This window comes from Aestuariimicrobium sp. T2.26MG-19.2B (assembly GCF_950101875.1).
GTDB lineage: Bacteria > Actinomycetota > Actinomycetes > Propionibacteriales > Propionibacteriaceae > Aestuariimicrobium > Aestuariimicrobium kwangyangense.
In genome coordinates this window covers 276,150-300,492 of the sequence record NZ_CATNLW010000002.1, presented here as the reverse complement: position 1 = coordinate 300,492, position 24,343 = coordinate 276,150, and the positions used below count along the sequence as shown (strand labels likewise).

The 24,343-nt window shown below is 68.9% G+C and carries 26 protein-coding genes; 15 read left to right on the top strand and 11 right to left on the bottom strand.

From position 1 onward, the window contains the following. The first annotated feature begins 11 nt into the window (after positions 1-11). From QQZ11_RS11205 to QQZ11_RS11195, 3 genes are read left to right on the top strand one after another with little or no spacing between them, the layout of a single operon-like run. Positions 12-605, top strand: a complete 594-nt coding sequence (locus tag QQZ11_RS11205; protein ID WP_284550462.1) for an HhH-GPD-type base excision DNA repair protein — start codon at positions 12-14, stop codon at positions 603-605. Further along, a complete protein-coding gene (locus tag QQZ11_RS11200) occupies positions 602-1,822 on the top strand; it encodes an amidohydrolase (RefSeq protein ID WP_284550461.1) in 1,221 nt (406 codons plus the stop codon). Before QQZ11_RS11205 ends, QQZ11_RS11200 begins: the two co-directional genes overlap by 4 nt. Then, positions 1,815-2,240 (top strand): (deoxy)nucleoside triphosphate pyrophosphohydrolase, encoded by a 426-nt coding sequence (locus QQZ11_RS11195; protein ID WP_284550460.1) that lies wholly within the window; start codon positions 1,815-1,817, stop codon positions 2,238-2,240. The genes QQZ11_RS11200 and QQZ11_RS11195 overlap by 8 nt, the downstream gene beginning before the upstream one ends. On the opposite strand, the gene QQZ11_RS11190 is transcribed toward QQZ11_RS11195, so the two are convergent. Both QQZ11_RS11190 and QQZ11_RS11185 read right to left on the bottom strand, forming a co-directional pair. Next, entirely contained in the window at positions 2,233-3,138 is a 906-nt protein-coding gene (locus QQZ11_RS11190) for an AEC family transporter (RefSeq protein WP_284550459.1), read from the bottom strand. The genes QQZ11_RS11195 and QQZ11_RS11190 overlap by 8 nt on opposite strands. Before the next feature lie 47 nt (positions 3,139-3,185). Continuing rightward, complete coding sequence (locus tag QQZ11_RS11185) at positions 3,186-4,052, bottom strand: pseudouridine synthase (protein WP_284550764.1); 867 nt, start codon at positions 4,050-4,052, stop codon at positions 3,186-3,188. A 101-nt stretch (positions 4,053-4,153) separates the two neighbouring features. On the opposite strand from QQZ11_RS11185, the gene QQZ11_RS11180 reads away from it, so the two are divergent. Together QQZ11_RS11180 and treS are read left to right on the top strand one after the other, a co-directional pair. Further along, entirely contained in the window at positions 4,154-4,690 is a 537-nt protein-coding gene (locus QQZ11_RS11180) for a GNAT family N-acetyltransferase (protein ID WP_284550458.1), read from the top strand. A gap of 39 nt (positions 4,691-4,729) precedes the next feature. Beyond that, positions 4,730-6,964 (top strand): maltose alpha-D-glucosyltransferase, encoded by a 2,235-nt coding sequence (gene treS, locus QQZ11_RS11175; RefSeq protein ID WP_284550457.1) that lies wholly within the window; start codon positions 4,730-4,732, stop codon positions 6,962-6,964. Between the two features lie 6 nt (positions 6,965-6,970). Here the strand turns inward: treS and QQZ11_RS11170 are convergent, their stop codons facing one another. From QQZ11_RS11170 to QQZ11_RS11150, 5 genes are all read right to left on the bottom strand, one after another. After that, entirely contained in the window at positions 6,971-7,840 is an 870-nt protein-coding gene (locus QQZ11_RS11170) for a D-hexose-6-phosphate mutarotase (protein ID WP_284550456.1), read from the bottom strand. Continuing rightward, a complete protein-coding gene (locus tag QQZ11_RS11165; protein WP_284550455.1) occupies positions 7,837-8,403 on the bottom strand; it encodes an AAA family ATPase in 567 nt (188 codons plus the stop codon). The genes QQZ11_RS11170 and QQZ11_RS11165 overlap by 4 nt, the downstream gene beginning before the upstream one ends. Further along, positions 8,390-9,139 (bottom strand): phosphotransferase, encoded by a 750-nt coding sequence (locus tag QQZ11_RS11160; RefSeq protein WP_446698849.1) that lies wholly within the window; start codon positions 9,137-9,139, stop codon positions 8,390-8,392. Before QQZ11_RS11160 ends, QQZ11_RS11165 begins: the two co-directional genes overlap by 14 nt. Next, a complete protein-coding gene (locus QQZ11_RS11155; RefSeq protein ID WP_284550454.1) occupies positions 9,129-9,620 on the bottom strand; it encodes a GyrI-like domain-containing protein in 492 nt (163 codons plus the stop codon). The genes QQZ11_RS11160 and QQZ11_RS11155 overlap by 11 nt, the downstream gene beginning before the upstream one ends. A 69-nt stretch (positions 9,621-9,689) precedes the next feature. Then, positions 9,690-10,100, bottom strand: a complete 411-nt coding sequence (locus QQZ11_RS11150) for an MmcQ/YjbR family DNA-binding protein (RefSeq protein WP_284550453.1) — start codon at positions 10,098-10,100, stop codon at positions 9,690-9,692. A 22-nt stretch (positions 10,101-10,122) separates the two neighbouring features. Between QQZ11_RS11150 and QQZ11_RS11145 the strand changes: the two genes are divergently transcribed. From QQZ11_RS11145 to QQZ11_RS11135, 3 genes are read left to right on the top strand one after another with little or no spacing between them, the layout of a single operon-like run. Then, positions 10,123-10,932, top strand: a complete 810-nt coding sequence (locus QQZ11_RS11145; protein ID WP_284550452.1) for a DUF2786 domain-containing protein — start codon at positions 10,123-10,125, stop codon at positions 10,930-10,932. Then, a complete protein-coding gene (locus tag QQZ11_RS11140) occupies positions 10,925-11,485 on the top strand; it encodes a hypothetical protein (protein ID WP_284550451.1) in 561 nt (186 codons plus the stop codon). The genes QQZ11_RS11145 and QQZ11_RS11140 overlap by 8 nt, the downstream gene beginning before the upstream one ends. Then, complete coding sequence (locus QQZ11_RS11135) at positions 11,482-11,913, top strand: thiol-disulfide oxidoreductase DCC family protein (RefSeq protein WP_284550450.1); 432 nt, start codon at positions 11,482-11,484, stop codon at positions 11,911-11,913. Before QQZ11_RS11140 ends, QQZ11_RS11135 begins: the two co-directional genes overlap by 4 nt. On the opposite strand, the gene QQZ11_RS11130 is transcribed toward QQZ11_RS11135, so the two are convergent. Then, positions 11,870-12,844: a Gfo/Idh/MocA family protein gene (locus QQZ11_RS11130; RefSeq protein WP_284550449.1), complete on the bottom strand. Its 975-nt coding sequence runs from the start codon at positions 12,842-12,844 to the stop codon at positions 11,870-11,872. The two genes, QQZ11_RS11135 and QQZ11_RS11130, sit on opposite strands and share 44 nt — an antisense overlap. 84 nt (positions 12,845-12,928) lie before the next feature. On the opposite strand from QQZ11_RS11130, the gene QQZ11_RS11125 reads away from it, so the two are divergent. Together QQZ11_RS11125 and QQZ11_RS11120 are read left to right on the top strand one after the other, a co-directional pair. Then, positions 12,929-13,828, top strand: coding sequence for an EamA family transporter (locus tag QQZ11_RS11125; protein ID WP_284550448.1), 900 nt, complete (start codon positions 12,929-12,931; stop codon positions 13,826-13,828). Between the two features lie 9 nt (positions 13,829-13,837). Continuing rightward, entirely contained in the window at positions 13,838-14,590 is a 753-nt protein-coding gene (locus QQZ11_RS11120; RefSeq protein WP_284550447.1) for an SDR family oxidoreductase, read from the top strand. 58 nt (positions 14,591-14,648) lie between these two features. On the opposite strand, the gene QQZ11_RS11115 is transcribed toward QQZ11_RS11120, so the two are convergent. Further along, positions 14,649-15,452: a DUF1206 domain-containing protein gene (locus QQZ11_RS11115; RefSeq protein ID WP_284550446.1), complete on the bottom strand. Its 804-nt coding sequence runs from the start codon at positions 15,450-15,452 to the stop codon at positions 14,649-14,651. A 116-nt stretch (positions 15,453-15,568) separates the two neighbouring features. Between QQZ11_RS11115 and QQZ11_RS11110 the strand changes: the two genes are divergently transcribed. The 5 genes from QQZ11_RS11110 to QQZ11_RS11090 all read left to right on the top strand — a co-directional run bounded on the left by QQZ11_RS11110 (position 15,569) and on the right by QQZ11_RS11090 (position 22,263). Further along, positions 15,569-16,309: a phosphatase PAP2 family protein gene (locus QQZ11_RS11110; protein WP_284550445.1), complete on the top strand. Its 741-nt coding sequence runs from the start codon at positions 15,569-15,571 to the stop codon at positions 16,307-16,309. A gap of 25 nt (positions 16,310-16,334) precedes the next feature. After that, positions 16,335-18,692: an excinuclease ABC subunit UvrA gene (locus QQZ11_RS11105; protein ID WP_284550444.1), complete on the top strand. Its 2,358-nt coding sequence runs from the start codon at positions 16,335-16,337 to the stop codon at positions 18,690-18,692. Between the two features lie 108 nt (positions 18,693-18,800). Next, positions 18,801-19,451: a TetR/AcrR family transcriptional regulator gene (locus QQZ11_RS11100; protein WP_284550443.1), complete on the top strand. Its 651-nt coding sequence runs from the start codon at positions 18,801-18,803 to the stop codon at positions 19,449-19,451. Beyond that, on the top strand, positions 19,448-20,080 hold the full coding sequence (locus QQZ11_RS11095) for an ATP-binding cassette domain-containing protein (RefSeq protein WP_284550442.1): 633 nt from the start codon (positions 19,448-19,450) through the stop codon (positions 20,078-20,080). Before QQZ11_RS11100 ends, QQZ11_RS11095 begins: the two co-directional genes overlap by 4 nt. Continuing rightward, positions 20,080-22,263 carry a YhgE/Pip family protein gene (locus QQZ11_RS11090; protein ID WP_284550441.1) on the top strand — a complete coding sequence of 728 codons (2,184 nt, stop codon included), beginning with the start codon at positions 20,080-20,082 and terminating at the stop codon, positions 22,261-22,263. The genes QQZ11_RS11095 and QQZ11_RS11090 overlap by 1 nt, the downstream gene beginning before the upstream one ends. Here QQZ11_RS11090 and QQZ11_RS11085 read toward each other — a convergent pair. Together QQZ11_RS11085 and QQZ11_RS11080 are read right to left on the bottom strand one after the other, a co-directional pair. Then, a complete protein-coding gene (locus QQZ11_RS11085) occupies positions 22,253-24,007 on the bottom strand; it encodes a hypothetical protein (protein ID WP_284550440.1) in 1,755 nt (584 codons plus the stop codon). The two genes, QQZ11_RS11090 and QQZ11_RS11085, sit on opposite strands and share 11 nt — an antisense overlap. Beyond that, complete coding sequence (locus QQZ11_RS11080) at positions 24,007-24,318, bottom strand: hypothetical protein (protein ID WP_284550439.1); 312 nt, start codon at positions 24,316-24,318, stop codon at positions 24,007-24,009. The genes QQZ11_RS11085 and QQZ11_RS11080 overlap by 1 nt, the downstream gene beginning before the upstream one ends. Positions 24,319-24,343 lie beyond the last annotated feature (25 nt).

Here is a 24,343-nt window from a genome sequence, read left to right as displayed (position 1 = left end):
AGGCTGACCGCATGTACCTCACCGGTGACGACGTGGCCGACCAGCTGCTCGGCAGTTCCGATTTCGCCCTGTTGGCGGGCATGCTGCTCGACCAGCAGGTGACCATGGAGAAGGCCTTCTCGGGTCCGGCCGTGCTGAAGGAGCGTCTCGGCACGGTTGACCCCAGGGCGTGGGTCGACCTGGGCGAGGACGAGTTCGTCCGACAGGCCTCGATCCCTCCGGCGATCCACCGTTTCCCCGGATCGATGGGCAAGCGGTTGTACGACCTGTGCCGGGTGTTGGTCGACGAGTACGACGGTGACGCCTCCGCGGTGTGGGCCGACGTGCAGACCGGCGCCGAGCTGAAGAAGCGGCTCACCGCCCTGCCGGGGTTCGGTGACCAGAAGGCCCGCATCTTCGTCGCCCTGTTGGCCAAGCAGCGCGGGATTCGTCCGTCGGGTTGGGAACAGGTCGCCGGTGACTACGCCCTGGACGGGTACCGCTCGGTCGCCGACATCACCTCACCGGAGACCCTGGTCAAGGTGAGGGCCACCAAGAAGGCCGTCAAGGCCGCAGCCAAGTCGGCGAACCTGCCGACGGCCGAGTCAGCCGGCGATCGATCATGACCGCCGTCGACTGGGTGATGCCGGCGATCGGCGAGGTCACCGACTGGCAGGAGGCGCTCTACCGCGACATCCACCAGCACCCCGAGCTGTCCATGCAGGAGGTGCGCACCCGAGGCATCGTCGCCGACCACCTGCGCCAGCAGGGTTTCGCCGTCGACGAGTTCGGGGGAGGGGTGGTCGGGGTGCTGGTCAACGGCGAGGGTCCCACCGTGCTGTTCAGGGCCGACATGGACGCCCTGCCGGTGCTCGAGGCGGAACGATTCGACTACCGCTCCACCGACACCGGCACCTTGGCCGGCGAGACCGTCCCGGTGATGCACGCCTGCGGGCACGACATGCACGTCGCCAGCGCGATCGGCGCCGCCGCAGTGCTGGCGGCTCACCGCGACCGGTGGCGCGGCACCTACATCGCCCTGTTCCAGCCCGGTGAGGAGGTCGCCGCCGGTGCCAGGTCGATGGTGGCCGCGGGTCTGGTCGACCGGGTGCCTCGTCCCGATGTGGCCCTGGGCCAGCACGTGCTCGCCACTCCGGTGTCGGGGAGCGTCGCCATCGCTGACGGACCGGTTCTCTCCACCGCGGTGTCGATCAGGGTGACCGTCCACGGGCACGGCTCGCACGGATCCATGCCGCACCTCAGCGTCGACCCGGTGGTGCTGGCGGCGGCGATCGTCACCCGACTGCAGACGGTGGTGGCCCGCGAGATCGCTCCCGACCAGTTCGGTGTGGTCACGGTGGGCAGCCTGCGCGCCGGGGCGTCGGCCAACATCATTCCTGACGAGGCGACGCTGCTGCTCAACCTGCGGGCCTACGACCAGGGCGTACTCGAGCAGATGCAGGCGGCCGTCGAGCGGATCGTCCGTGCGGAGTGCGCCGCTGCCCGTTCACCGCGTGACCCCCTGGTCGAGACCTACGACCCCTACCCGTTGACCGACAACGACCCCTCCGCCGTGGCCCGGGTGCGAGCCGGGATGGTCGCCGTGCTGGGCCAGGAGCGGGTGCTGCAGATGCAACCAGCCACAGCCTCGGAGGACTTCAGCACCCTGCCCGATGCCTTCGGTGTGCCCTACGCCTACTGGGGTTTCGGGGGTTTCGTCGAGGGACGACCGACCGTGGCCAACCACAACCCGGGATTCCTCCCCGACCTGCAACCGACCCTGACCACCGGTACCGCTGCCGCCGTCGCCGGGGCCCTGGCCTGGCTGGGCGTGGGTGACTGACATCGACGGCGATCACGACTCCAGGGGAATCGTGGTGGCCGGACTGGTCGTCCGTGACGGACGGCTGCTGGCGGCGCAACGCGCCCATCCCCCGGAACTGGCTGGTCGTTGGGAGTTCCCCGGCGGCAAGGTCGAGGTGGGTGAGTCACCCGGGCTCGCACTGGCGAGGGAACTGCGCGAGGAACTGGGCGTCGAGGTGCAGGTGGGCGACGAGTTCCCGAACGTGGACGGTGGCCGGTGGCCGATCAACCACAGGTGGGCGATGCGCGCCTACTGGTGCACCGTGGTCGCGGGGGAGCCGCGAGCCATCGAACACTCGGCGCTGACCTGGCTCGATGCCGACAGCCCCCACCCTGACTGGCTCCCCGCCGACGTGGCCCTGGCCCGAGCGGCATGCACCCGGCTGTGGGTCAGCTGAGCACGACCACCAGGGCCGGCATCACCACGATGCTGACCAGGATCGTCAACGAGGTCATGAACGCCGACAGCTTCACGTCCAGGCCCAGCTCGGAGGTGAACCCGGGAATCATCGAGGCGATCGGCGCGAAACAGATGGTGGCGATGGTCAGCCGCAGTTCGTGGCTCCACGGCAGCAGCGTGAACGAGGCGAAGCTGAACGCGATGCACCACGAGTAGCGCAGGGCCAGGAACTTCGCCGCCGACCGCAACTGGCTGGTGTCGAGGTCGAGGTCGAGCCCGATGCCGATCATCAGCATCGCCAGGAAGGTGTTGGCATTGCCCACGGTGCCCGTGAAGTGCATCAGCTGTTCCGGCAGCCGCAGCCGGAACACCTGCATCAGCAGCACCGTCAGGTAGAGCACGAAGATGGTGGACGAGAACAGCCGCTTCACGGTGGCCCACAACGACGCCCTGCCCCGCACGATCGAGAACGCCCAGAACCGTCCCCACCCAGCGGCGACGATCGAGTTCCCGATGTCGAACAAGGTGGCATTGATCAGTGCCGACGGGCCGCCGAACCCGCTGATGTAGGGGGTCGCGAAGGCCCCCATGTTGTAGCTGCCGGTGTTCAGCACGCCGAAGGCCTGCAGGTTGCGCCCCTGGGCCCGGCACAGCACGAAGGCGCTGATCTGCTGGCAGAGGTTCAGCGCCACCGCCACCAGACCCACCGCCAGCAGTCCCAGCGGGACGGTCACCCGGTTGAAGCTGGTCAGGATGGCGGCGGGCAGCGTGATGTTGAGCACGATCCTCGAGAAGATCATGAAGTGGCTGGCACTGACCCAGTGCAGCCGCCGCATCAGTTGGCCCAGCCCGATGATGGCCACCAGCGACAGGGCCTGGATCACGACGTCTTGCACGGGATGAATCTAGACGCAATCCGGCAGCCCGGACGACCGGGGTCGTCCTACGCCGCTGGCCCGTGACCCGGTCGGTGACCCGGCCAGTCATCGGGCCAGTGGTCCAGCTGCAGCGCGCTGTGGAAATGACGCGGCGTGTCGTCCACGGGGTCGTCGAACCACAGTTCGGAGCTCAACAGCTGCAGGGGATGACGGAAGTCGCCCAGATCGATCTCACGCGCCCGGGGGTACAGCGGGTCGTTGACGATGGGCAGTCCCAGGCCCGACAGGTGCAGCCGCAGCTGGTGGGTCCGTCCGGTGTGGGGAGTCAGTCGGTACCCCGCCAGTCGGCCGTCGTCGCAGACCCGTTCGATGGTGGTGTGGGCGTTGGGTGCCGCCCCTGCCACCTCGTAGGCCTGCACCGTGCCCACGTCCTTGGCGATGTGGCTGACCACGTCGAGGGGTAGTTCGAGATCGGGACGATGGGCGGCCACGGCGAGGTAGCGCTTGCCCACCCCCCGGTGGGCGAACACCTGCTGGTAGGCCCCCCGGAACCGTCGTTCCTTGACGAGCAGCAGCAGCCCGGCGGTGGCGCGGTCGAGACGATGGGCGGGTCCGAGCTCGGGCAGGTCGAACCGGCGACGCAGCTTGACCACCACCGACTGCTGGATGTGTTGCCCCCGAGGGATCGACGCCAGGAAGTGCGGCTTGTCGACGACGAGGATGCGCTCGTCCTCGTGCACGACGCCGATCTCGAAGGGCACCTCGACCTCGTCGGGCAGGTCGCGGTGGAACCAGACGAAACGGTGCGGGGCGTAGGGCTCGTCGGCCGGGTAGGGCCGTCCCTGTTCATCGCACCAGACGCCGTCGGCGAACAACTCGTCGATGCGCGCGGGGCTCATCTTCGGCAGCCGGTCGACCAGGAATTCGCGCAGGGTCGTCCAGTGCCCGGGTTCGGTGCGCAGCCAGGCGGCCTCGAGCCCGAAACGCTGGGCGAGGGGGGAGCGGGGCACCCGCCCAGCCTACGGTGGTGCCCATGGACGAACACGACCCGGCCGAGGTGAAGCCGCAGCGCAGCGACGACCAGGCCCTCCGCGTGGTCGCCGGCCCCGACCTGACCCCCCGCCAACTGCACGACCTGCTGCGGTTGCGGGTGCAGGTGTTCGTGGTCGAACAGGGTGACCCCTACCAGGCGATCGACGGGGTCGACCTCGATCCGGGCACGCGTCACCTGTGGATCGAGGACGAGGCCGGTGTGGTCGAGTCGGCCATCCGGTTGGTGCGCGAGCCCTGCCCCAACCACGACGACCCAGACCCCGACGAGCGGCTCCATCGCTGGCGGATCGGCGCCGTCATCACCGCCGAAGCCGCACGCGGACGCGGACTCGCCGCCCGGCTGATCAACCAGGCGCTCGTCCTCACCGAACGCGACGACGCCGAGCTGGGGCTTGACGTGGTGCTGCACGCGCAGGCCCACCTGGCTGGCTGGTACTCCCGCTTCGGTTTCGAGGTCGAGGGCGAGGAACACCTGGACGGGCGGATCCCGCACCTGTGGATGCGCCGGCGCAGGTGAGCACCTGCGCCGGGTCAGCGGATTCAGTAGCGTGTCGACGTGGCCACCGATGATCTGCATGCCGATCGCACCCCCGACGAGGCGCTCGTCGACGACTTCTTCGCCGACCTGAGTTTCGACTCCCAGAGGTTCGCGGCGCGTCCGGCGAAGCTGCGTCCACGGGCGATGAGGAGGCAGCCCACCCCCGACACCATCGCTCCGCCCCCGTTCGAGGCCGACGGGCGCAACGCCGCCTACGTCGCCTGGCTGGTCGACCAGTCGATGCTGAAGGACGCCACCGTGTTGGCGCGCCAGTTGGCCGGCCACGCCAGCATGTGGTCGAACCCCTATGCCCAGCCCGACCCGCGTGCCGCCCTCGACAAGGCGCAGGTGTGGTTCGCTGCCTACCCGTTGGCGCTGGTGACCCGCACCGGGGAGTCATTCCTGTCGGCCCTGGGATCGGACGACCTGTGGGCCGCGTTCGAGCAGATCGGCATCGATGCGGTGCACACCGGTCCGGTGAAGCTGGCCGGTGGCATCTCCGGCTGGACGCTGACACCCTCGGTCGACGGACACTTCGACCGGATCAGCATGGTCATCGACCCCATCTTCGGGACCGAGGACGAGTTCCGCGACATGTGCGAGTCAGCGGCCCGCCACCATGGCACCATCATCGACGACGTCGTCCCCGGTCACACCGGCAAGGGAGCCGACTTCCGGTTGGCCGAGGCGAACTACCAGGACTACCCCGGCATCTACCACATGGTCTCGATCCCCGAGGAGGCGTGGCCGCTGCTGCCGGAGGTGCCCGAGGGTCACGACTCGGTCAACCTGGATGCCGAGACCGAGGCCAAGCTCGCCGAGGAGGGCTACATCATCGGAGCCCTGCAGCGGGTGATCTTCTACGAGCCCGGCGTCAAGGAGACCAACTGGTCGGTCACCCGCGTCGTCCACGGGGTCGACGGGGTGGCCCGGCGTTGGGTCTACCTGCACTACTTCAAGGACGGCCAACCCTCCGTCAACTGGCTCGACCCCACCTTCGCCGGCATGCGGATGGTGATGGGTGACGCCCTGCACTCGCTCACCGACCTGGGTTCGGGGGGACTGAGGCTGGATGCCAACGGCTTCCTCGGGGTGGAGAAGCGGGTCGAGGAACTGGCGTGGTCGGAGGGCCACCCCCTCTCGCAGGCCGCGAACCAGCTGATCGGCTCCATGGTGCGCAAGGTGGGGGGCTTCACCTTCCAGGAACTCAACCTGGCCATGGACGACATCCTCGCCACCGGCTCGGTCGGCCCCGACCTCTCCTACGACTTCGTCACCAGGCCCGGTTACCACGTCGCCCTGTTGACTGCCGACACGGAGTTCCTGCGGCTCACCCTCAATGAGTCACTGGCCCTCGGCATCGACCAGGCCTCGCTCGTGCACGCCATGCAGAACCACGACGAACTGACCTACGAACTCGTGCACTTCGAGTCGGCGCACGCCCACGACACCTACCGGCTCGCCGGGCAGGAGTACACGGGACGAGAACTGGCCGAACACGTCCGCCAGACCATGCGCCAGACGATGGCCGGTGACGCCGCTCCCTACAACGCCCTGTTCGTGCAGAACGGCATCGCCTGCACGACCGCATCGGTGATCACCGCCGCACTGGGCATCACCGACCTGTCGACCCTCGACGACGACCAGGTCGCCCAGATCAAGGACGCGCACCTGCTGCTGGCCAAGTACAACGCCTGGCAGCCGGGGGTGTTCGCCCTGTCGGGTTGGGACCTCGTGGGTGCCCTGCCGCTGGAGCGCCAACAGGTGCAGAGCCTGATCGCCACCGGCGACACCAGGTGGATCGAGCGCGGGGCCTACGACCTGATGGGCGCCTCGAACCCCGGGGGCACCCCCACCTCGGGCATGCCGATGGCGCGATCCCTGTACGGCTCACTGCCCGCACAACTGGACGACGAGAGCTCGTTCGTCCGTCGTCTGGCCGAGGTGCTGACGGTGCGACGGCGCCACGGGCTGGCCACCGGGACCCTGCTCGAGGTGCCCGAGGTGGAGCAGCCGTGCGTGCTGGTGATGGTCAGCCGGCTCGCCGTGGGCGCCATCCAGGTGACGGTGCTGAACTTCTCGGCCTCGCCGGTGACCACCCACGTCGCCTCGGAGTACCTGCCGCAGGGCAGGGTGCTCGATCTCGCTGCCCGCCGCACCATCGGACGGGTCGAGATCACCGACACGGGCACGCCCGGATTCAAGGTGACGCTGCCCGCCTTCGGCGGCAGGGCAGTCATCATCAAGGAATGACCGGCCTCACACCAGTGCGATGACCTGCACCAGGTCGTGGGTCTGCCCGGCGGGCAGGGTGACGGCGTGGTCGAGCACGTTGGCGGCCTCGATGCAGACCATGCCGGGCCACTCGTCGTCACCGAAGTCGGGCATGGCCGCCGCCTTGTCGACCCAGGGGTTCCAGACGACGGTGTCGGAGGAACCCTGCTTGCTGACCTCGAGGGTGCGCTGCCAGCCGGGGTCGACCACCTGGACGGTGTTCTCACTCAGGTAGACACGGTCGGTCTCCGCGGTGAAGGTCACCTCGCCGACCTGCACGTTCTCGAGGCGAGGAGCATGCCTCGCCCGGTCGAGGTAATCGACGCCGTCGAGACCGCGCACCACCACCTGACCGATATCGGAGACAGCCAGATAGGTGTGCAGGGCCTGTTCGAAGGTGAACTCCGACTCGCCCGTGTTGGTGACCGTCATCGTCAGCCGCAGCTCGTCCTGGGAGAACCGCACCGTCATCGACACGTCCGCCGGCTGGGGCAGGGCGCCGGTCCAGCGGTGGCGCACGGTGAGCGGACCCCCGTTGGCCAGGTCGTCCACCACCTCGTCGCGCTCCCAGACTGCGGTGCGCACGGGGCCGTGCGCCGGCTGCTGGTCGTCGGAGCGGCCGTTGGCGAACCAAGGGAAGATCACCGGCACGCCCCCACGGATCGGCTTTCCATCGCTCAGTTCGGTGGCCGCCGACAGCCAGAGCACGGGGCGTTCGCCTGCCGGCTGCCACGCCCACGTGTGGGCGCCGTGGTCGACCACACCGTAGTGCGCTCCTTGGTCGGTGGTGATCTCGATGCCGGGCAGGTCGCTGATGCCCCGGGACTGGCTGGTGGGTGTTGCGCTGTCGTTCATGGTGTGATCCTCTCGCGAATCCTGCCGAGGGTTGTCCCGATGTCACCATCGCCGTCGACGACCAGTGCGTGGGGACGAAGCCTGACCAGCTCCACCATCGAGTCGGTCAACTCCTCGGCCTGCTCCGGGCCGACCAAGGTGTTGTTGTGCTGGTGCTCGGGACGATGCGGTCGCTCGGCCCTCCCGGTGAGTCGCTGACGCAGCGTCGCAGGTGCCACCCGGAGCACGACCTCGCGGAAACGGCCACCGGACGCGACGGTGGTCTGCTCGAGTTGCTCGATGAAGGGTGTGCGGGCCAGGTACTGGCCGATGACGACACCGTGCCCATCGAGGAGTTGTTGGCGGACGAGGGCGAGGGCGAGGCGACGGGCCTGCAGTCCGGCAGCGTTCAGGTCGTCGGACCAGCCGCCGAGTGAGAACTTGAGTTGGTCGATGTCGAGCGCGAGACCCAGCGGCATCTCCGCGGCCAGCAGGGCGGCGATGGTCGACTTGCCCGAGCCGGGTGCCCCGTTGATGAGCACGACCCGGGGTGCGTCCGGTCGGGGTTCCTCAGGCGCCGGCATGGGCTTCGTCCTGGACGGGTTCGGCGTTCCACACGTCGGTGTAGTGGGCCAGTTTGCGTTCGTCGAGTGCGATGCCGTAGCCCGCCAGCAGTCGGTCGCGGTTGGCCCGGTGCAACTCGGGATCCTCCCCGAAGTTCCAGCCCAGGCTGAGGATGGCGGGCGCCAGGTCAGCCCACCGGTCGCCGATGCCGACCTCGCCGAGGTCGACGTAGCCGGTGAACGCGCCGGTGTCGTCGAACAGGAAGTTCGGGTTGCAGGCATCCCCGTGGCAGACGACCAGGTCAACGGGGTCGATGTCTGCGGGAACGTAGGCGAAGGGGCACTCGTCGACGGGCAGGCTGTCGTGGAAGCGGCGCAGCGCTCGTCCCAGGCCTTCGACGATGGCAGGGTCGCCACAGGTGAAGTCATGGCTGATCGCCGACCGCCCCGGCAACGCCTCGGTGACCAGGTACGAAAGGCCGTCCTCGGTGCCGTGGTCGAGCACGTGGGGCACCGGCAGGTAGGAGGCGAGCCAGCGGTAGCGGTCCACGTGGGCGCCGACCTCGAACTCACGATGAGGGGGACCGACCTTCACGAACCGCACCGGGGCACCGTGGAGGCGCCACGTCGTCGAGCAGATCGCCTCGTTCTGCCACACCTGCACCACCGGTCGTCCCGCTGCCCGGTCACGAACGATGCGCGGCAGCGGTGTGGAGCCGTCGGGAAGGTTCGGGTTCGTGGACGGTTCAGTCAGCAAGCTTGAACGCCAATTCTGTCTCCCAGGTGGTCATGTCGGCGCTCTCGTCGGAGACGTAGAACTCCAGTCGTGCGGCCCATTCGCGCTGGTCGGGGGTGCAGTCGAAGGTGAGACCTTTCGTCGCAGCGTACTCGAGCAGTTGACGGGTCACCTCCACGAGGTCCTGGGGGTGACCCACGTGCGTGACGGTGAGGTAGCGGCCGGCCGGCAGGGTTCCCACGACGACGGTGTCGTCGGACTGCTGGGGCTCATCGACGGCGAAGCCCGCCACCACGGTGAGCTCGGCCTCCATGTCGATCACCTCGTACTTGTAGAAGGGTGGGCCCTCCGAGGTGGCCCCGTGCTCGGCGATCCACGCGGCGACGGTGGCGAAGCTCTGGGCGGGCTGGTCCATCTGCTGCATGGTCACCCGGTGGCGGACACCGACCCAGGGCATCTCGGGTGCGTCGACGATCTCAGGGGTGTCGATGGTGAAGGTCATGGTGCCAGCCTCGCAAGTCGCTCACGGGGACGGAGCGGTTGACGTGAAATCGTCAGCCAGCGAACTGGGTCACTCGAATTGGGCGAGGTAGGCCTTGGCCACCCGCTTGGGTGCCCTCGACAACCAGGCCTCGACGATGACCTCCTCGAGCAGGGCCGGGTCGAGACGACGGAGGTCGCTCGTCCGCACGAGCACGGCGGGATAGCCGTTGAAGTGAGGGGTGGTGAAGAAGGGGTTCTGGTCGTCGTCGAGCAGGGCCTGCTTGTCGTCGGCGCCGTGGGTACGGATGCAGATGACGTCGGTGAGCCTGTCACCGGACCCGTCGACGGCGTCGGGGCGTGGCTCCCGGAAGAAGATGAAGGTCTTGCCGTGCACGGCCCAACTGGGCAGTTCGTCGCTGCCTCCCCTCACGGCCTCGGGCAGCGATCCCGCGATCCGCTCGATGTCGGCCACGGTGGAACCTCGATGGGGAGTTGTCACACCGCGAGCCTAGGCTGGCGGGGTGGAATCAGTGATCACTCGCATCGGAAAGCTGCTGGCGAAGGCCGAGTCGACCGATTCGGTCGACGAGGCAGAGGCGCTGTTCGCCAAGGCTCAGGCCCTGGCCAGCCGGTACTCCGTCGAACTGGCGGTCGCCCGTCGCAGCCAGGCGAAGACCGAGGCACGGGAGACACCCGAGGAGCGCACCATCGACCTGGGCCGTCCCGGCCAGCACCACCTCAAGCAGGTCGCAGCCCTCTTCCTGGTGGTGGCCACCGCCAACGACGTCCGCTGCCTGATCGCCACGAACTCCTCGGTGATGTACCCGATGGGTTTCCCCTCCGACCTCGACGTGACCGAGGCGATCCACGTGGCCCTCTCCGAACAGATGGTGCGGTTCGGCAACGCCTGGCTGCGCGCCGGAGACTGGCGCCACGAGCACTACGACGCCGGCGTCGACCGATGGGGGCGGGTCGTCCGCAAGCCGATGACCGCCAGGGTGGCCCGACGCAGCTTCTACGAAGGGTTCATCACCGAGATCCAGCGGCGGTTCACCGAGGCGAGGGACGAGGCGGTGGCCGAGTCCGAACGACGCCACGCCGCCGAGTCAGCGGTCGCCGACGGCAAGCGGGTCTCGGTGACCAGTCTGGCCCTGCGGGAGAAGACCGAGGAGGTCAACGAGTTCCACCGGCAGCGTGTCAGGAGCCTGCGGGTGCGTTCCGCCTGGCGGGGGAGCGCGACCATGGCGACCCGGGGACCCTCGTCCGAGGCGGGACGACGCGCCGGTGCCCGCGCGTCGATGTCGTCGGCGAGGCAGGTGAGCGGTGGCTGAGCCGGTGGCAGCCGTGGCCCACGACCCCGATCGCGACGCCGTGTACCTGGCCGAACACCGGCTGGAGGCGCTGCTGGAGCGGGTCGGCACGGCCGGAGGAGCAGTCACCAGCTTCGGTGCGCGTTTCGTGCTCGAACCGGCCCTGGTCTTCACCACCTTGGCCGCCGCGCAGGGTTTCGCCACCCTGACCTGCATCGAATGGGGCCTTCGCCCGGTGGTCGTGATCCATGCCTCCGGTGTGCGGCAGTCCAGCTACCGCGCTGCCCGGGGTCAACGCCCACCACAGATCAGGCTCGCCGAGTGGGGTGGCACCCGGTTGACGCTCTGCCACGAGTTGGCCCATCACGTGGTGGAGTCAGCCAACGGCCAGCCGGCGGTGGCCGTGCATGGTGGTGAGTTCAGGGGCGCGTTGACCGGGCTGCTGGAGCACGTGGGTGCGCCGGAGCAGGCTCGATGGCTGCGTCTGGCCCACCGCGACGCCGGCCTGGTGACGCCGCTGCGCCTGCCCGGTGTCGCGGATCAGGATCAGCAGGGGAGCGGGAAGGTGACATGACTCGGGACGACGACCACGGGACCTTGTTGTACGACCCCGACTGCGGCTTCTGCACCCGGGCCGTTGGCTGGCTGCGACGGATGGGGGCCAGGGCTGCCGTGATTCCGCTCAGCCTCGCCGAGCCACCGGATCCCGCGGGAGCCCTCTTGAGTGCCGAGCTCGACCTCGGACGAGCCCGACGCGAGGTGCCCTTCGTCGATGCAGGGGGTCGCGTCGTGTACGGGGCCGCAGCCATCGCCGCGGCGCTACGCACCTGCCGGTGGCCATGGCGTGGGGCGGGCCGATTGTTGGGGACGCCACCGGGGCAGGCGATCGGTCGTCCGGTCTACGGGTGGGTCGCCCGCAGCCGGCATCGCCTGCCCGGTGGCACCGCTGAGTGTGACCTCAGTGAGCAGCCGCCGCGTTGGCCGCAACCAGGAGGGCAGTGAGGGCCCTGGCCGGTGCCAGGGTCTCGTTGACCGGAGTTCCGGACTGCAGGTCTGTGACCCAGCGCTGGAACGGGGTGGCCGCGTCCTCGGGAACCTCGACCGACCGGCTGCCCTCGCGGGACGTGACCGTCATGGTGCGTCCCTCGAAGCCATAGCGAAGGCCACCGCGGGTGCCCTCGATCTCGATCGAGAAGGGACTGAGACCCGACACGAACCCCGTCTCCAGCACACCGATGGCACCGGCCTCGGTCGACACGGTGACCGAGGCGTTGTCCTCGACGCCCCGTCCGGTCACGTCGGTGAAGGTGGATCGGACGCTGGCGTAGCGGCCGTCGGCGTTCTCGCCGCCGAGGATCAGGTTGGTCAGGTAGACCGGGTGGGCGCCCAGGTCGGTGAACGCACCGCCGATGGTGTCCTTGGCGTCGTAGAAGCGGGCAGGCAGCCAGTCGGCGACCGACCCGTTGTGGCTCAGCCGCACGCGCGAGTAGGTGAGGTCACCCAGTTCGCCCGAGTCGAGCACGGCGCGCAGGGCCAGGGTGTAGCCGTGGAACAGGCGGGGCAGCGAGACCGTGAGGGCGACGCCCTTCTCGCGGGCCGCCTCGACCAGACGATCACACTCCTCGACGGTGGGGGCGAGCAACTTCTCGGTGAAGATGTGCTTGCCCGCGGCGATCGCAGCGCCGATCACCTCGCTGTGCGCCGTGGTCGCGGTGGTCACCGTGACCCCGTCGAGGTCATCTCGCGCCAGCAGGTCGTCGAGGGAGGGGACGAACTCGACCCCGAGCTTGTCGGCCATCTCCTGGCCGCGGGTGGCATCGTCGTCCCAGAGCGCCACCAACTCGGTGTCGGGGTGCTCCTGGGCTGCTCGTCCGTACTCCTCTGCGTGCACGTGCCACGCGCTGAGAACGGCGATTCGATGGGGGGACGTCATGGGAAAGACACTCCTGTGTGTGTGGGGATGTCTTCGAACCTAGCGGGTTCTGGAGCACGATTCGCCAGACCCTAGAGTTTGAACGTGTCCGTTGCCGAGAGCTCACCGAATCGAGCCGTCGACCGGATCCCGGCGACCTGGTTGGTGGTGACCAGCATCCTCTCGGTGCAGGTGGGCGCGGCGATCGCCAAACATCTGTTCGGCACCATCCCGGCGACCTCGATGGTGTGGTTGCGCCTGGTCTCGTCGGCGGTCGTCCTCCTCGCCCTGGCCCGGCCGCGGCTCACCACCCGCAGTGGCCGTGACTGGGTCGTCGCCCTGCTGTTCGGGGTGATGTTGCTGGGCATGAACTGGAGCATCTACCAGTCCTTCGCACGCATTCCCCTGGGCATGGCGGTGACCCTTGAGTTCCTCGGCCCGCTCACGTTGAGCGTGGTGTTGTCGCGGCGCAGCAGTGACCTGGTGTGGGTGGGGCTCGCCGCCGTGGGCGTGGGCCTGCTCGGATTCACCCCGCACGGCCTGACCTGGGTCGGCGTGGGTTTCGCCCTGGCAGCGGGGGCCTTCTGGGCGGGCTACATCGTGCTGGCCGAACGCACCGGCCGTACCTGGCCCGGTCTGACGGGGCTGGCGGTCGCCAGCCTGGTGGGGGCGGTCGTGCTGGCGGGGCCAGCGATCGGCGAGGGGGGATCCGCCCTGCTCGACCCCGCGGTGATCGGCATCGGGCTGGCCGTGGGACTGCTGAGCTCGGTGATCCCGTACAGCCTGGAACTGATGGCCCTGAGGCGCATGAACCGCCGCGTCTTCAGCGTGCTGATGAGTCTGGAACCAGCCGCCGCCGCCCTGGCCGCCATGGTGCTGCTGAGGGAGTGGCTGGCGCCCCTGCAATGGCTGGCGATCGCCTGCGTCATCGGCGCGAGTGTCGGCGCGACCCGTGCGGCCCGTCCGGCCGCGATGCCCACCGGGGCGGAAGGGCCGACCGACTAGGTTGGATTCATGACCGACAAGATCGCCCTGCTCACCGGTGTGGGACGACGCCGCGGCATCGCCGCAGCCATCGCCCGTGGCCTCGCCGAGGACGGGTGGGACCTGGGCCTGAGCTACTTCTCCGACTACGACCAGCGGGTCAACCACGAGACGAGTGACGTGGACGCCCTGGCCGAGGAACTGCGCCAACTGGGACGACGGGTGCTGCTGCTCCCCGGTGACCTGTCCGACCCCGCCGTGCCTCACCGGCTCGTCGAGGAACTGACCGCCGGCATCGGCCCCGTCACCGGGTTGGTGATGAGCCACTGCGAGTCGGTCGACTCGTCGCTGCTGACCACGACGGTCGAGAGCTTCGACCGCCACTACGCCGTGAACGTCCGGGGCACCTGGCTGGTGCTCAAGGCCTTCGCCGAGCAGCAGCCCTGCCCCGGTGGCCCGGTGGTCGCCCTCACCAGCGACCACACCGTGAACAACCTGCCCTACGGGGCGACCAAGCGTGCGCTCGACCGCCTGGTGCTGGCGGCCACCCACGAACTCGCCGACCGCGGCATCTGGTCGAACGTGATCAACCCCGGCCCGATCGACACGGGTTGGATGGACGATGCCATCCGCGAATCAGGGGCCCGACAGACCCCCGCCGGCAGGCTGGGGGAGCCCAGCACCGTCGCCGACCTCGTGCGGTTCCTGTTCTCGGAACGTGGCAGCTGGATCCGCGGGCAGTTGCTGCTGTCCAACGGGGGCTTCGCCACCCCTGCGCTCTGAACGAGGGTCAGGGCGCCCCGGACGAGTGTCAGGCGCAGGGGCACGACGTGAAGAGCGGTCAGACCCGGCCGAACCTGGCCCTCACCCCGCAGTAGGCGGCGAAGCAGACGAAGCCGACGGCCATCGCCACCACCAGCACACGACCGAAACTGACGGCCAACACCGCCTTGAAGGCTCCGTCGAGACCGCGCGCCTGCCCGGTGTCACCGGTCAACCCGGCCCAGCCGAGCAGGCCTCCAGCGACCACCAGGGCGACACCCTTGGCGATGTAGCCGACCATTCCCAGCGTTTCGGCCGGACGTCCCGGGTTCTCGACCAGGTCCTGCAGGAACTTCCGCTTCCAGCCCTTGTAGACGTGGTAGACACCGACGCCGAGCACGAGCAGGCCGGCGGCGACGACCAGCAGCTTGCCCCCAGGCATCGAGAGCACGGTGCGGGTGGTCTGCTGGGTCTGGCTGCCGGAGTTGGTCTGGTGCGAGGTCAACAGCGACAGGGCCGGCGCGGCCAGGATCAGGTAGGCGACGAACTTGCCCAGCGGCTTGGCCTTCTGCTTCCACTCGGGGGCACGCACCGCCTCGGTGATCTGCCACACAGCGAGCAGGACCAGCCCCACCACCATGGCCACCATCAGCACCTTGCCGGCGGGGTGACTCGCCAGAGCGCGGAAGGCACCCGACTGGTCGGCCTCACCCGAGCGCTTGCCGAGAGCGAGGCTGAAGGCGATCCAGGCAATCAGCAGGTGCACGATGCCGGAGGCGACGTAGCCAGCCCTCGCGCCCCACTCGACGACACGCGACTCGCCCACGTGGGTGGCGTGGCCCTTGACCTCAGCGGAGACGCGCTCACTCTTCCCCGATCCCATCGTCACTCCTTGATCCGGCCCAGCGAGGGTCGCTGTCTGCCTGCGCAGACAATATGCCTTGTGATGCCACGTCGGGTGGTCTCGTCGCCGAGTGCTTCTGCGTGCATACTTCTGGGGTGACTGTTGCTACCCGGGGCACGACCCCCACCCGCTCCCCGCTCACGTGGCTGGTGGGGCTGCCGCTGTTGGTGGTCTCGTTCCTGGTGGGCCTGATGGCCCCCCGGATCAACCCCCACGATGACGGTGAGTGGCAGGTGCTGGACACGATCAAGACCACCCGGGAGTCGTGGCTCAACCCAGTCAGCAAGGCCGTCGAGGTCTACGTCGGCCCGGCCTGGTCGCCGTGGGTGATCCTGGCCGCCGCAGTGGTGATCTTCCTGTTCCGCCGCCGGTTCATGGCGGTGACCTTCGCCCTCGTGTCAGGACTGGCCTGGCTGCCCGGTCACTTCGTGAAGGACCTGGCCCACCGGCCTCGTCCCGACCACCTCGACGCGATGACCAGTTACGCCGACAACATGAGCATGCCAAGCGGGCACACCGCGATCGTCGCGGCGATCACCATCGGTGCGTGCCTGGTGGCCGCCAATGAACACCGCCGGTACCGCTGGATCGTGGTGGTCGGCGTGCTGGCCACCTTGTTCGTCGGTTTCTTCCGCATGTACGCCGCAGCGCACTACCCCCTCGACGTCCTCGTCGGTGCTGCCCTCGCGACCGGCACCGGCCTGGCCCTGTGGAAGCCTGCCCTCGCGCTCAACCGCCGCGTCAACCGCGGCGGTGGCTTCTGGGCCCTCCCACCCGGTGTGAACCCCGAGACCGCTCCCGCGTTGCCCAGTCGCGCCGCCGAGCCCGCAGAGTGACCTGAGTCCGAACGAGAGGCAGCCGATGGCGATCCACCCCGCAGACCACCACGACGTGATCCGCGTGGTCGGAGCGCGAGAGAACAATCTCAAGAACGTCTCCGTCGACCTGCCCAAACGCAGGTTGACGGTGTTCACCGGGGTGTCGGGATCGGGCAAGAGCTCGCTGGTCTTCGAGACCATCGCCGCCGAGTCACAGAGGATGATCAATGAGACCTACTCGGCGTTCGTCCAGGGCTTCATGCCCACCGTCGATCGTCCCGAGGTCGACTCACTGGAGGGTCTGACCACCGCGATCATCGTCGACCAGGAACGCCTCGGCGCCAACGTCCGCTCGACGGTGGGCACCGTCACCGACGCCAACGCACTTCTGCGGCTGCTCTACAGCCGCATCGCGGAGCCCCACCTCGGCTCGACCACCGCGTACTCGTTCAACACCCCCACCGTGACCGCCCAGGGCGGGGTGACAGTCGAACGCGGCAACCGGACGAAGCGCGAGGTTGCGACCTTCCACCAGCTGGGCGGCATGTGCCCGCGCTGTGAAGGCATCGGGAAGGTCTCGGACATCGACCTGGACGAGCTGTACGACTCGTCCAAGTCGCTCAACGAGAACCCCTTCAAGGTGCCCGGCTACTCGATGGAGGGCTGGTACGGGCGCATCTTCAAGGGGTCGGGCTACTTCGATCCCGACAAACCGATCTCCCGCTACACCAAGAAGGAGATGCACGACCTGCTCTACCGCGATGCCACCCGCATCAAGGTCGAGGGCATCAACGTCACCTACGAGGGACTGGTGCCCAAACTGCAGAAGTCGATGCTCTCGAAGGATCCCGAGCAGATGCAGGCGCACGTGCGCGCCTTCGTCGAGCGGGCCGTCACGTTCCAGACCTGCCCCGAGTGCGGCGGTACGCGGTTGGCCGAGCACGCCCGCACCTCACTGATCAAGGGCAAGTCGATCGCCGACCTGTGCGACATGCAGATCACCGACCTGGCTGCCTGGATCGGCACGGTGGACGACCCCTCCGTGGCGCCGTTGGTGAAGGGATTGCGGGCCCACCTCGACGCGTTCGTGCAGATCGGCCTGGGTTACCTCTCGCTCAACCGGCCGTCGAGCACCTTGTCGGGTGGCGAGGCCCAGCGCACCAAGATGATCCGCCACCTCGGATCGTCGTTGACCGACGTCACCTATGTCTTCGACGAGCCCACCATCGGACTGCACCCCCACGACATCGAGCACATGAACCAGTTGCTGCTCGACCTGCGCGACAAGGGCAACACCGTTCTGGTTGTCGAGCACAAGCCCGAGACCATCGCGATCGCCGACCATGTCGTCGACCTGGGGCCGCGTGCCGGCCAGGGTGGGGGAGAGGTCGTCTACGAGGGTGACCTCGACGGGCTGAGATCCGCCGACACCCTGACGGGTCGTCATCTGGCCGACCGGGTCGCGCTCAAGCCCCAGGTGCGTACCCCCAGCGGTCTGATCGAGGTGCGGGGTGCACACGAGAACAACCTGCGCGATGTCGACGTCGACATCCCGACCGGGGTACTCGTGGTCGTCACCGGCGTCGCCGGATCGGGCAAGAGTTCCTTGGTGCACGGGTCGCTGGGCGGTCTGCCGGGGGTGGTCTCGATCGACCAGGGCGCCATCCGCGGCTCCCGGCGTTCGAACCCCGCCACCTACACCGACCTGCTCGACCCCATCCGCAAGACCTTCGCCAAGGTCAACGGCGTCAAGCCCGCCCTGTTCAGCCCGAACTCCGAGGGTGCCTGCCAGGCCTGCAACGGGGTGGGACTGATCTTCACCGAGTTGGGTTTCATGGAGACGGTCTCCACCACCTGCGAGGTGTGTGGCGGCCGGCGCTTCCACGCCGACGTGCTCGAGCACACCGTGGCCGGCAAGAACATCGCCGACGTCTTCGAGATGAGCGTCGACGAGGCAGAGTCGTTCTTCATCCAGGGCGAGGCGAAGACGCCCGCCGCCCACACCATCCTGCTCAGGCTGAAGGACGTCGGGCTGGGGTACCTGACCCTCGGCCAGCCGCTGTCGACCCTGTCGGGAGGCGAACGCCAACGGGTGAAGCTGGCCGTGAACATGGGGTCCGGCGCCGCCACGTACATCCTCGACGAGCCCACCAGCGGATTGCACCTGGCCGACGTCGAGCAATTGCTGACCCTGCTCGACCGGTTGGTCGATGCCGGCCGCACGGTGATCGTCATCGAGCACCACCAGGCCGTGATGGCGCACGCCGACTGGATCATCGACCTGGGGCCCGGGGCGGGCCACGAAGGGGGGCGGGTGGTGTTCGAGGGCACCCCGGCTGACCTGGTCCGCGAGGCGGCCACGCTCACGGGGCGTCACTTGCGCGACTACGTCAGGGACTGACCCAGCGTCGGGCGGCGACCGCCTGTCGGGCGGGCCGGGGACAGCCTTTCGGGTGGTTGACAGCTCGATACCCATGGTATTGAATACCGAGGGTATCGAGGAGCTGAGATGACGACCACCACCACGTCCGCCCATACGTCGACCAGCATGTCACCGCCGGCGTCCACCACCGGGGGAACGACCCGCAGCCGACCTGAACGCGTCCAGGTCCGCGAGGCACTGCTCGACGCGGCGGGCGAGGAGTTCCTCGCCCACGGCTACCAGGGCACCACCGTCACCCGCATCGCCCAGCGTGCCGGCTTCACCAAGGGAGCCGCCTACTCCAACTTCGGCGGCAAGGCCGAATTGCTGGCGGCCGCCTGCCTGCGCCGTTGGTCGGCCACCACCGAAGGGGTCGTGGGAGACGTCGCCATGCTCGGGGACGACCGCAGCCCCGACGCGATCGGCAGGCGGCTGACACGCGCCGTGATCGAGTCGAGCCAATGGAGCCAGACCCTCGCCGAGGTCGCATCGGTGGCCCGGCACGACCCGGAGACCGCCAGTGCCTACCGCCAGATTCGCGAGGCACAGCTGGAGCAGATGGTCGCCGAGATCGGCCGCCTCGACCTCGGCCTCAGCGGCTCGGTCGAGTCGACCGCACGGCTGCTGCAGGCCACCATGTCGCACCTGGGCTTCGAGCGGGCTGTGGTGCCCGACCGCTGGCCTGACTCCGTCATCGCCAGCACCCTGACTGCGTTGATGCGCGGACTGCTGGCGTGAGCCGACAGGAACCCGTGCTGCGTGCCCGCGGGCTTCGCGTCCAGGCTCCCGGAGGCACCGTCGTCCAGCCCACCGACCTCGATGCCGCGTCGGGCGAGGTCACCCTCGTCGTGGCACCCAAGGGCAGCGGACGGACGAGCCTCCTGCTCGCACTGGCGGGTCGCATGTCGGGAACCGAGGGCGACCTACGGATCGGTGACGTCTCACTGACCCACGACCGTCGCCACTACCGCCAGCTCGCCTCGGTGGCCCGAGCCGGTGTCTTCGTCGACCTCGAACCGCAGCTGTTGGTGCGCGAGGCGGTCGTCGAGCGAACCCTGACCGACAACCTCAAGACCGTCGCCGGCGAGTGGCGGTTCGCCCAACTGGCGCTCGAGGTGCGCGACGACCCCCTCATCTCGATGCCTGGCGATGCCCTCGTCGACAGCCTCGACGAGGCCACGACGACCGTTCTCACCGCGATCCTGGCCATGCTGCGCCCCGCCCGGCTCGTCGTCCTCGACGACGTCGACGCCAGGCTCACCGTCGACCAGTGGAGATCGGTGCACGCCGCCCTCACCCGACTCGCCCGGTACGAGAACTGCGCCATCGTGTGCACCTCGTCGACCCCCGCTCCCCAGGAGACCTGATGCCCTTCCCGTTGTCGAGGCTGGCGCGCTTCGAGTTGCGCCGCTTCCGCGGACCGCTGCCCACCATCGCCCTGGTGTTCGTGCTGTGCGTCCCGCTGCTCTACGCCGCCATCTACCTCAGCGCCAACTGGGACCCCTACGGACGCCTCGGCAACCTGCCGGTCGCCGTGGTCAACGAGGACGTACCCACCCAGGTCGAGGTGAAGGCTGCCTCGGGCAGCCACACCACCACCCACACCGAGACCATCCACGCCGGTGCCGACTTCGTGAAGGAGTTGCAGGCCAAGCGCACCTTCCGATTCATCACCACCGACGCCGCCGAGGCAGAGGACGGGCTGCGCGAGGGGCGCTACTACCTGACCATCCAGGTGCCAGCCGACTTCTCCACCAACCTCGTCAGCGGCCAGACCGACAGCCCCGAACGGGCCCACATCACCATGCACCGCAACGACGCCAACGGGTTCGTCATCGGGTCGATCACCGACAAGGCCAAGGACTCCGTGACCGAGGCCGTCAACGCCTCGGCCATCGAGAGCTACTTCCGGGCGGTGTTCACCAACCTGCAGACCCTGCGCAGCGGCATGGTCGAGGCCCACCAGGGGGCCGCCCACCTCGCCAGCGGTCTTGACCAGGCCAGGACCGGATCGTCCGCACTGGCCAGTGGCGCCGCCGACGCCCAGTTGGGGGCAGGGCGACTGGCCAGCGGGGCCGACTCCTTGAGCACCGGGCTCGCGCGGGCCCACCAGGGGTCATCCAGCCTGGTCACCGGGCTCGACCAACTCCAGACCGGCGCCTCCCAGCTCAGCACGGGCGCCGACCAGGTGGCCGCCGGCACCCAGACCCTGCGCGACACGGTGGTGCCGCCCCTGACCACGGTGCGCGACACCTGGCCACAGGTGCAGGGCGATGCGACCACACTGGCCACGGACGCGGCCGCGCTCACCTCCTCGGTCTCCGGCACCACCTCGTCGGTGGCCTCCGACGTCAACCAAGCCGCATCCCTGCTCACCCAGATCGAAGCGGCCAACCCCGATCTCGCCCAGGACCCGCGCTGGCAGCAACTGCGGTCGACGACCTCGAGCGCCCAGACACGCACCGACCAGGCATCCACCCGAGCCGCGCAGATCAATGCCCGGGCCCAGCAGGTGCAGCGGGCGGTCGCCCACTCCGACACCCTGACGACGAAGGTCGACCAGGCCATCGCCGACGTGAACGCGCTCAACGACGGCGCCCATCAGGTCGCCTCCGGGGCCGACCAACTGCAGACGGGGATCGGCCGCGCCGATGCAGGCGCCCGCAGCCTCGACCAGGGGTTGTCGACCGCATCCCGGGGTGCCACGGAGCTCGCCACCGGGGCACACAGCCTCCAGACCGGGCTCGCCCAGCTGTCGACCGGAGCGAGCCAGCTCGACACCGGCATCGGTCAGCTCGCCACCGGCGCCCACCAACTCGCCGCCGGCCTCAAGGCGGGCGTCGACCGCATCCCCGTGCTCACCGCCGACCAGGAGAACAAGGCCGTCCAGGTGCTCTCGGCACCCGCGCAGGTCGACATGACCGTCGAGAACCCGGCCCTCTACTACGGACGAGGCCTGGCACCCATGTTCTTCTCGATCGCCATGTGGGTGTTCGGCATCTCGGTCTTCCTGGTGGTGAGGGCGATCACGGGCCGCGCCCTGGCCGGGCGTGCCTCGTCGCTGCGGGTGGCCCTCACCGCCTGGTTGCCGATCGGGGCCATCGCCGTCGCCGGTTCGCTGCTGATGCTCGGGGTGGTCTGGACGACCCTCGACCTGGCACCCGTGCACCCGGTGCTGACCCTGACGGTCACCGTGCTCGGAGCCCTGGCGTGGTCACTGGTGGCTCACCTGATGCGCACCGCGCTGGGCACGCCGGGGTCGAGCCTGCTGCTGGTGCTGCTGATCCTGCAACTGGTGGGGGCACAGGGCCTCTACCCGTCGCAGATCCTGCCGCCCTTCTTCGCGCACCTGAGCCCATTCCTGCCGATGACCTACCTGATCGACGCGTTCAGGGTGGTGATCTCGGGTGGGCTGATCTCGCACCTCGCGCGAGACCTCGCGATCCTGACGCTGTTCTCGGTGGTCAACCTCGGACTGCTCTGGCTGGTGGTCAGTCGCCGCCGCACCCTGCGCCTGAAAGACCTGCACCCGCCGCTGATCACTCCCTGAGCGATCCGTACCGCTGCTCCCACAGGTCGCCCGCATGGCTGAGGTCGTGTCCGGCGAAGTCGGGGACGCCCTGCCCCGCCGAGGGGTTGTTGCCGGGGGCGTCGCCCAAGGGGTACGGACGACCGATCGCGTCGGGGAGTGCCGCCGCCGCGCTGCCACCGTTGCCTTCCTGGAAGGCGGTCAGCGGGTCGTCGCTGGCGTAGTAGCGGCGGATCTGGTCGTCGTTCGCCCGGCTGATCAGGGCCGCCGGGTCGTCCCCGTTGCGCTCTGCGACGTAGTTGACGGTGGCCTGGCTGACACCGGCCGCGTCGTAGGTGACGGCCGGCTGGCCCGAGTTGATGGCGGCGATGGCGGCCTGCCGCCCACCCAGGGAGTGGCCGGTGTAGACCACCTGGTCGCCCTGACTGCTGCGTTCGATCGCGTCAGAGATGGCGAGCACCTGCTGGGTCTGGGGTGAGACCGTGGCGCCCCCGATCCCGTCCTCGACCGCATCCGGCTGGAACTGCCCACCAGCAGCGCCCGTGCCGGCGAAGGCCACCACGTAGCCGCCCTCCGGTGTCCTGAACACCTCGGCCTGGAAGCCGTTCGGATCGGTCAGTTGAGCGCGGGTCAGACCGAGCGCCGCCAGATCGGCATCCGTGGCGCGGGAGTATCCCGGCGGAAGGGGAGCATCGGGTGAACCCATCGCCTGGTTGAGGGCGATCAGGTCACCGTCCATGGCCTGCGGGTCGGCACCTCGTGCCCGGTCACCGTAGCTGCCGCGGGACGGCCCGTCGGAGGCGCTGCCCGGGTCGCTCTGGCCGCGCAGCAGGGCCGCTGCGCGCTGGGAGCGCATGCCGGTGTCGGCGATCTGGCCCAAGGTGGCGGTCATCACGTCGATGTTCTGGCGGACGAACACGGCGATCCTCTGCAGGGCCTGGCCGACCCTGCCCATGGCCCACTGCACGAACCGGTCGAAGGCCACCTTGAGCACCGCTTCGACGCTCCCCTTCGCACCGCTGACCGCACCGTGGAAACCACCGCTGATCATGCCGCCGAAGCCACCCTTGGTGAAACCGTTCACCGCACCCTTGAAACCACCCGAGATGCCTCCGCCGAGCGCGGCCGCACCAAGCACCCACACCCCGGCGGCCACCACCAGACCCAACGACCGGACGATGGTGAACGCGGTGTTGCACAGTTCCCTGACCAGTTCGGCCGTGAGTTCGATCAGGCCCCGCTTGGCGGAGGCCAACTGCCCGGCCAGCACCAGGTGACGTTCGGCCGCGCTGGTGAGCACGCCCGACACGGCACCGGTGGCTCGTCCGAGGGCGCGGATCCTGGTCGAGAACGAGTCGTAGGCCTGTCCCTGCCAGATCTGGCCGACGGCCGACCCACAGCCACTGGCCTGGGCCTGTTGGGAGGCCACCTGCTGGGAGGCCCTCATCAGGGCACCGACATGGGCCCCGATCTGCGAGGTGTCACCGGTGAGCTGCTCGAAGGTCTCGTGCACCTTGGCCACGGCATCGACGATCCACCCGAAGATGTCGTGGGGCAGTTGGTCGGCGACCCATTGCGCGGTGTCGATCGTCTGGTCGATCACCACGTCGACCACCACGGCCCCGGCACCCTTGAGGTCACCGAAGGGGCTGGCCCCGTGGTTGTCGCCCAGCAACGCGACGGCGGAGTTGAGCTGCGCGGTGGTGGCCCCGGTCCTCATGGCGGCAGTCCTCGACATGGTGGCGGTGGGCGCGGCGACCGACATCAGTTCAGTCCCCGCACGATGGCGTCTGCGATCAGCTCGACGTGGCCGCTCTCGACCTGTTGGTAGCAGCTGCCGGTGGCCGCCAGGCCATCGGACGTGGAACCGAAGACCTCCGAGAGGGCGAGCACCACGTCGTTGTGCTGGTCAGTGGTGCACGGTTCGGTGGTCGCGCCGGCGCTGCCGACCAGTTGGCCGTACATGGCCGGGTCGGGGGCAGGGATGCTCAACCCTGCCAGGACAGACTCGGCGTCCTGCAGGGGAGCGTTGGCGCGCACGACGGCGAAGGCGTCGATGCGGAAGTCGGTCGGCATGCGTGAACTCCTCGATCGGGTCGGG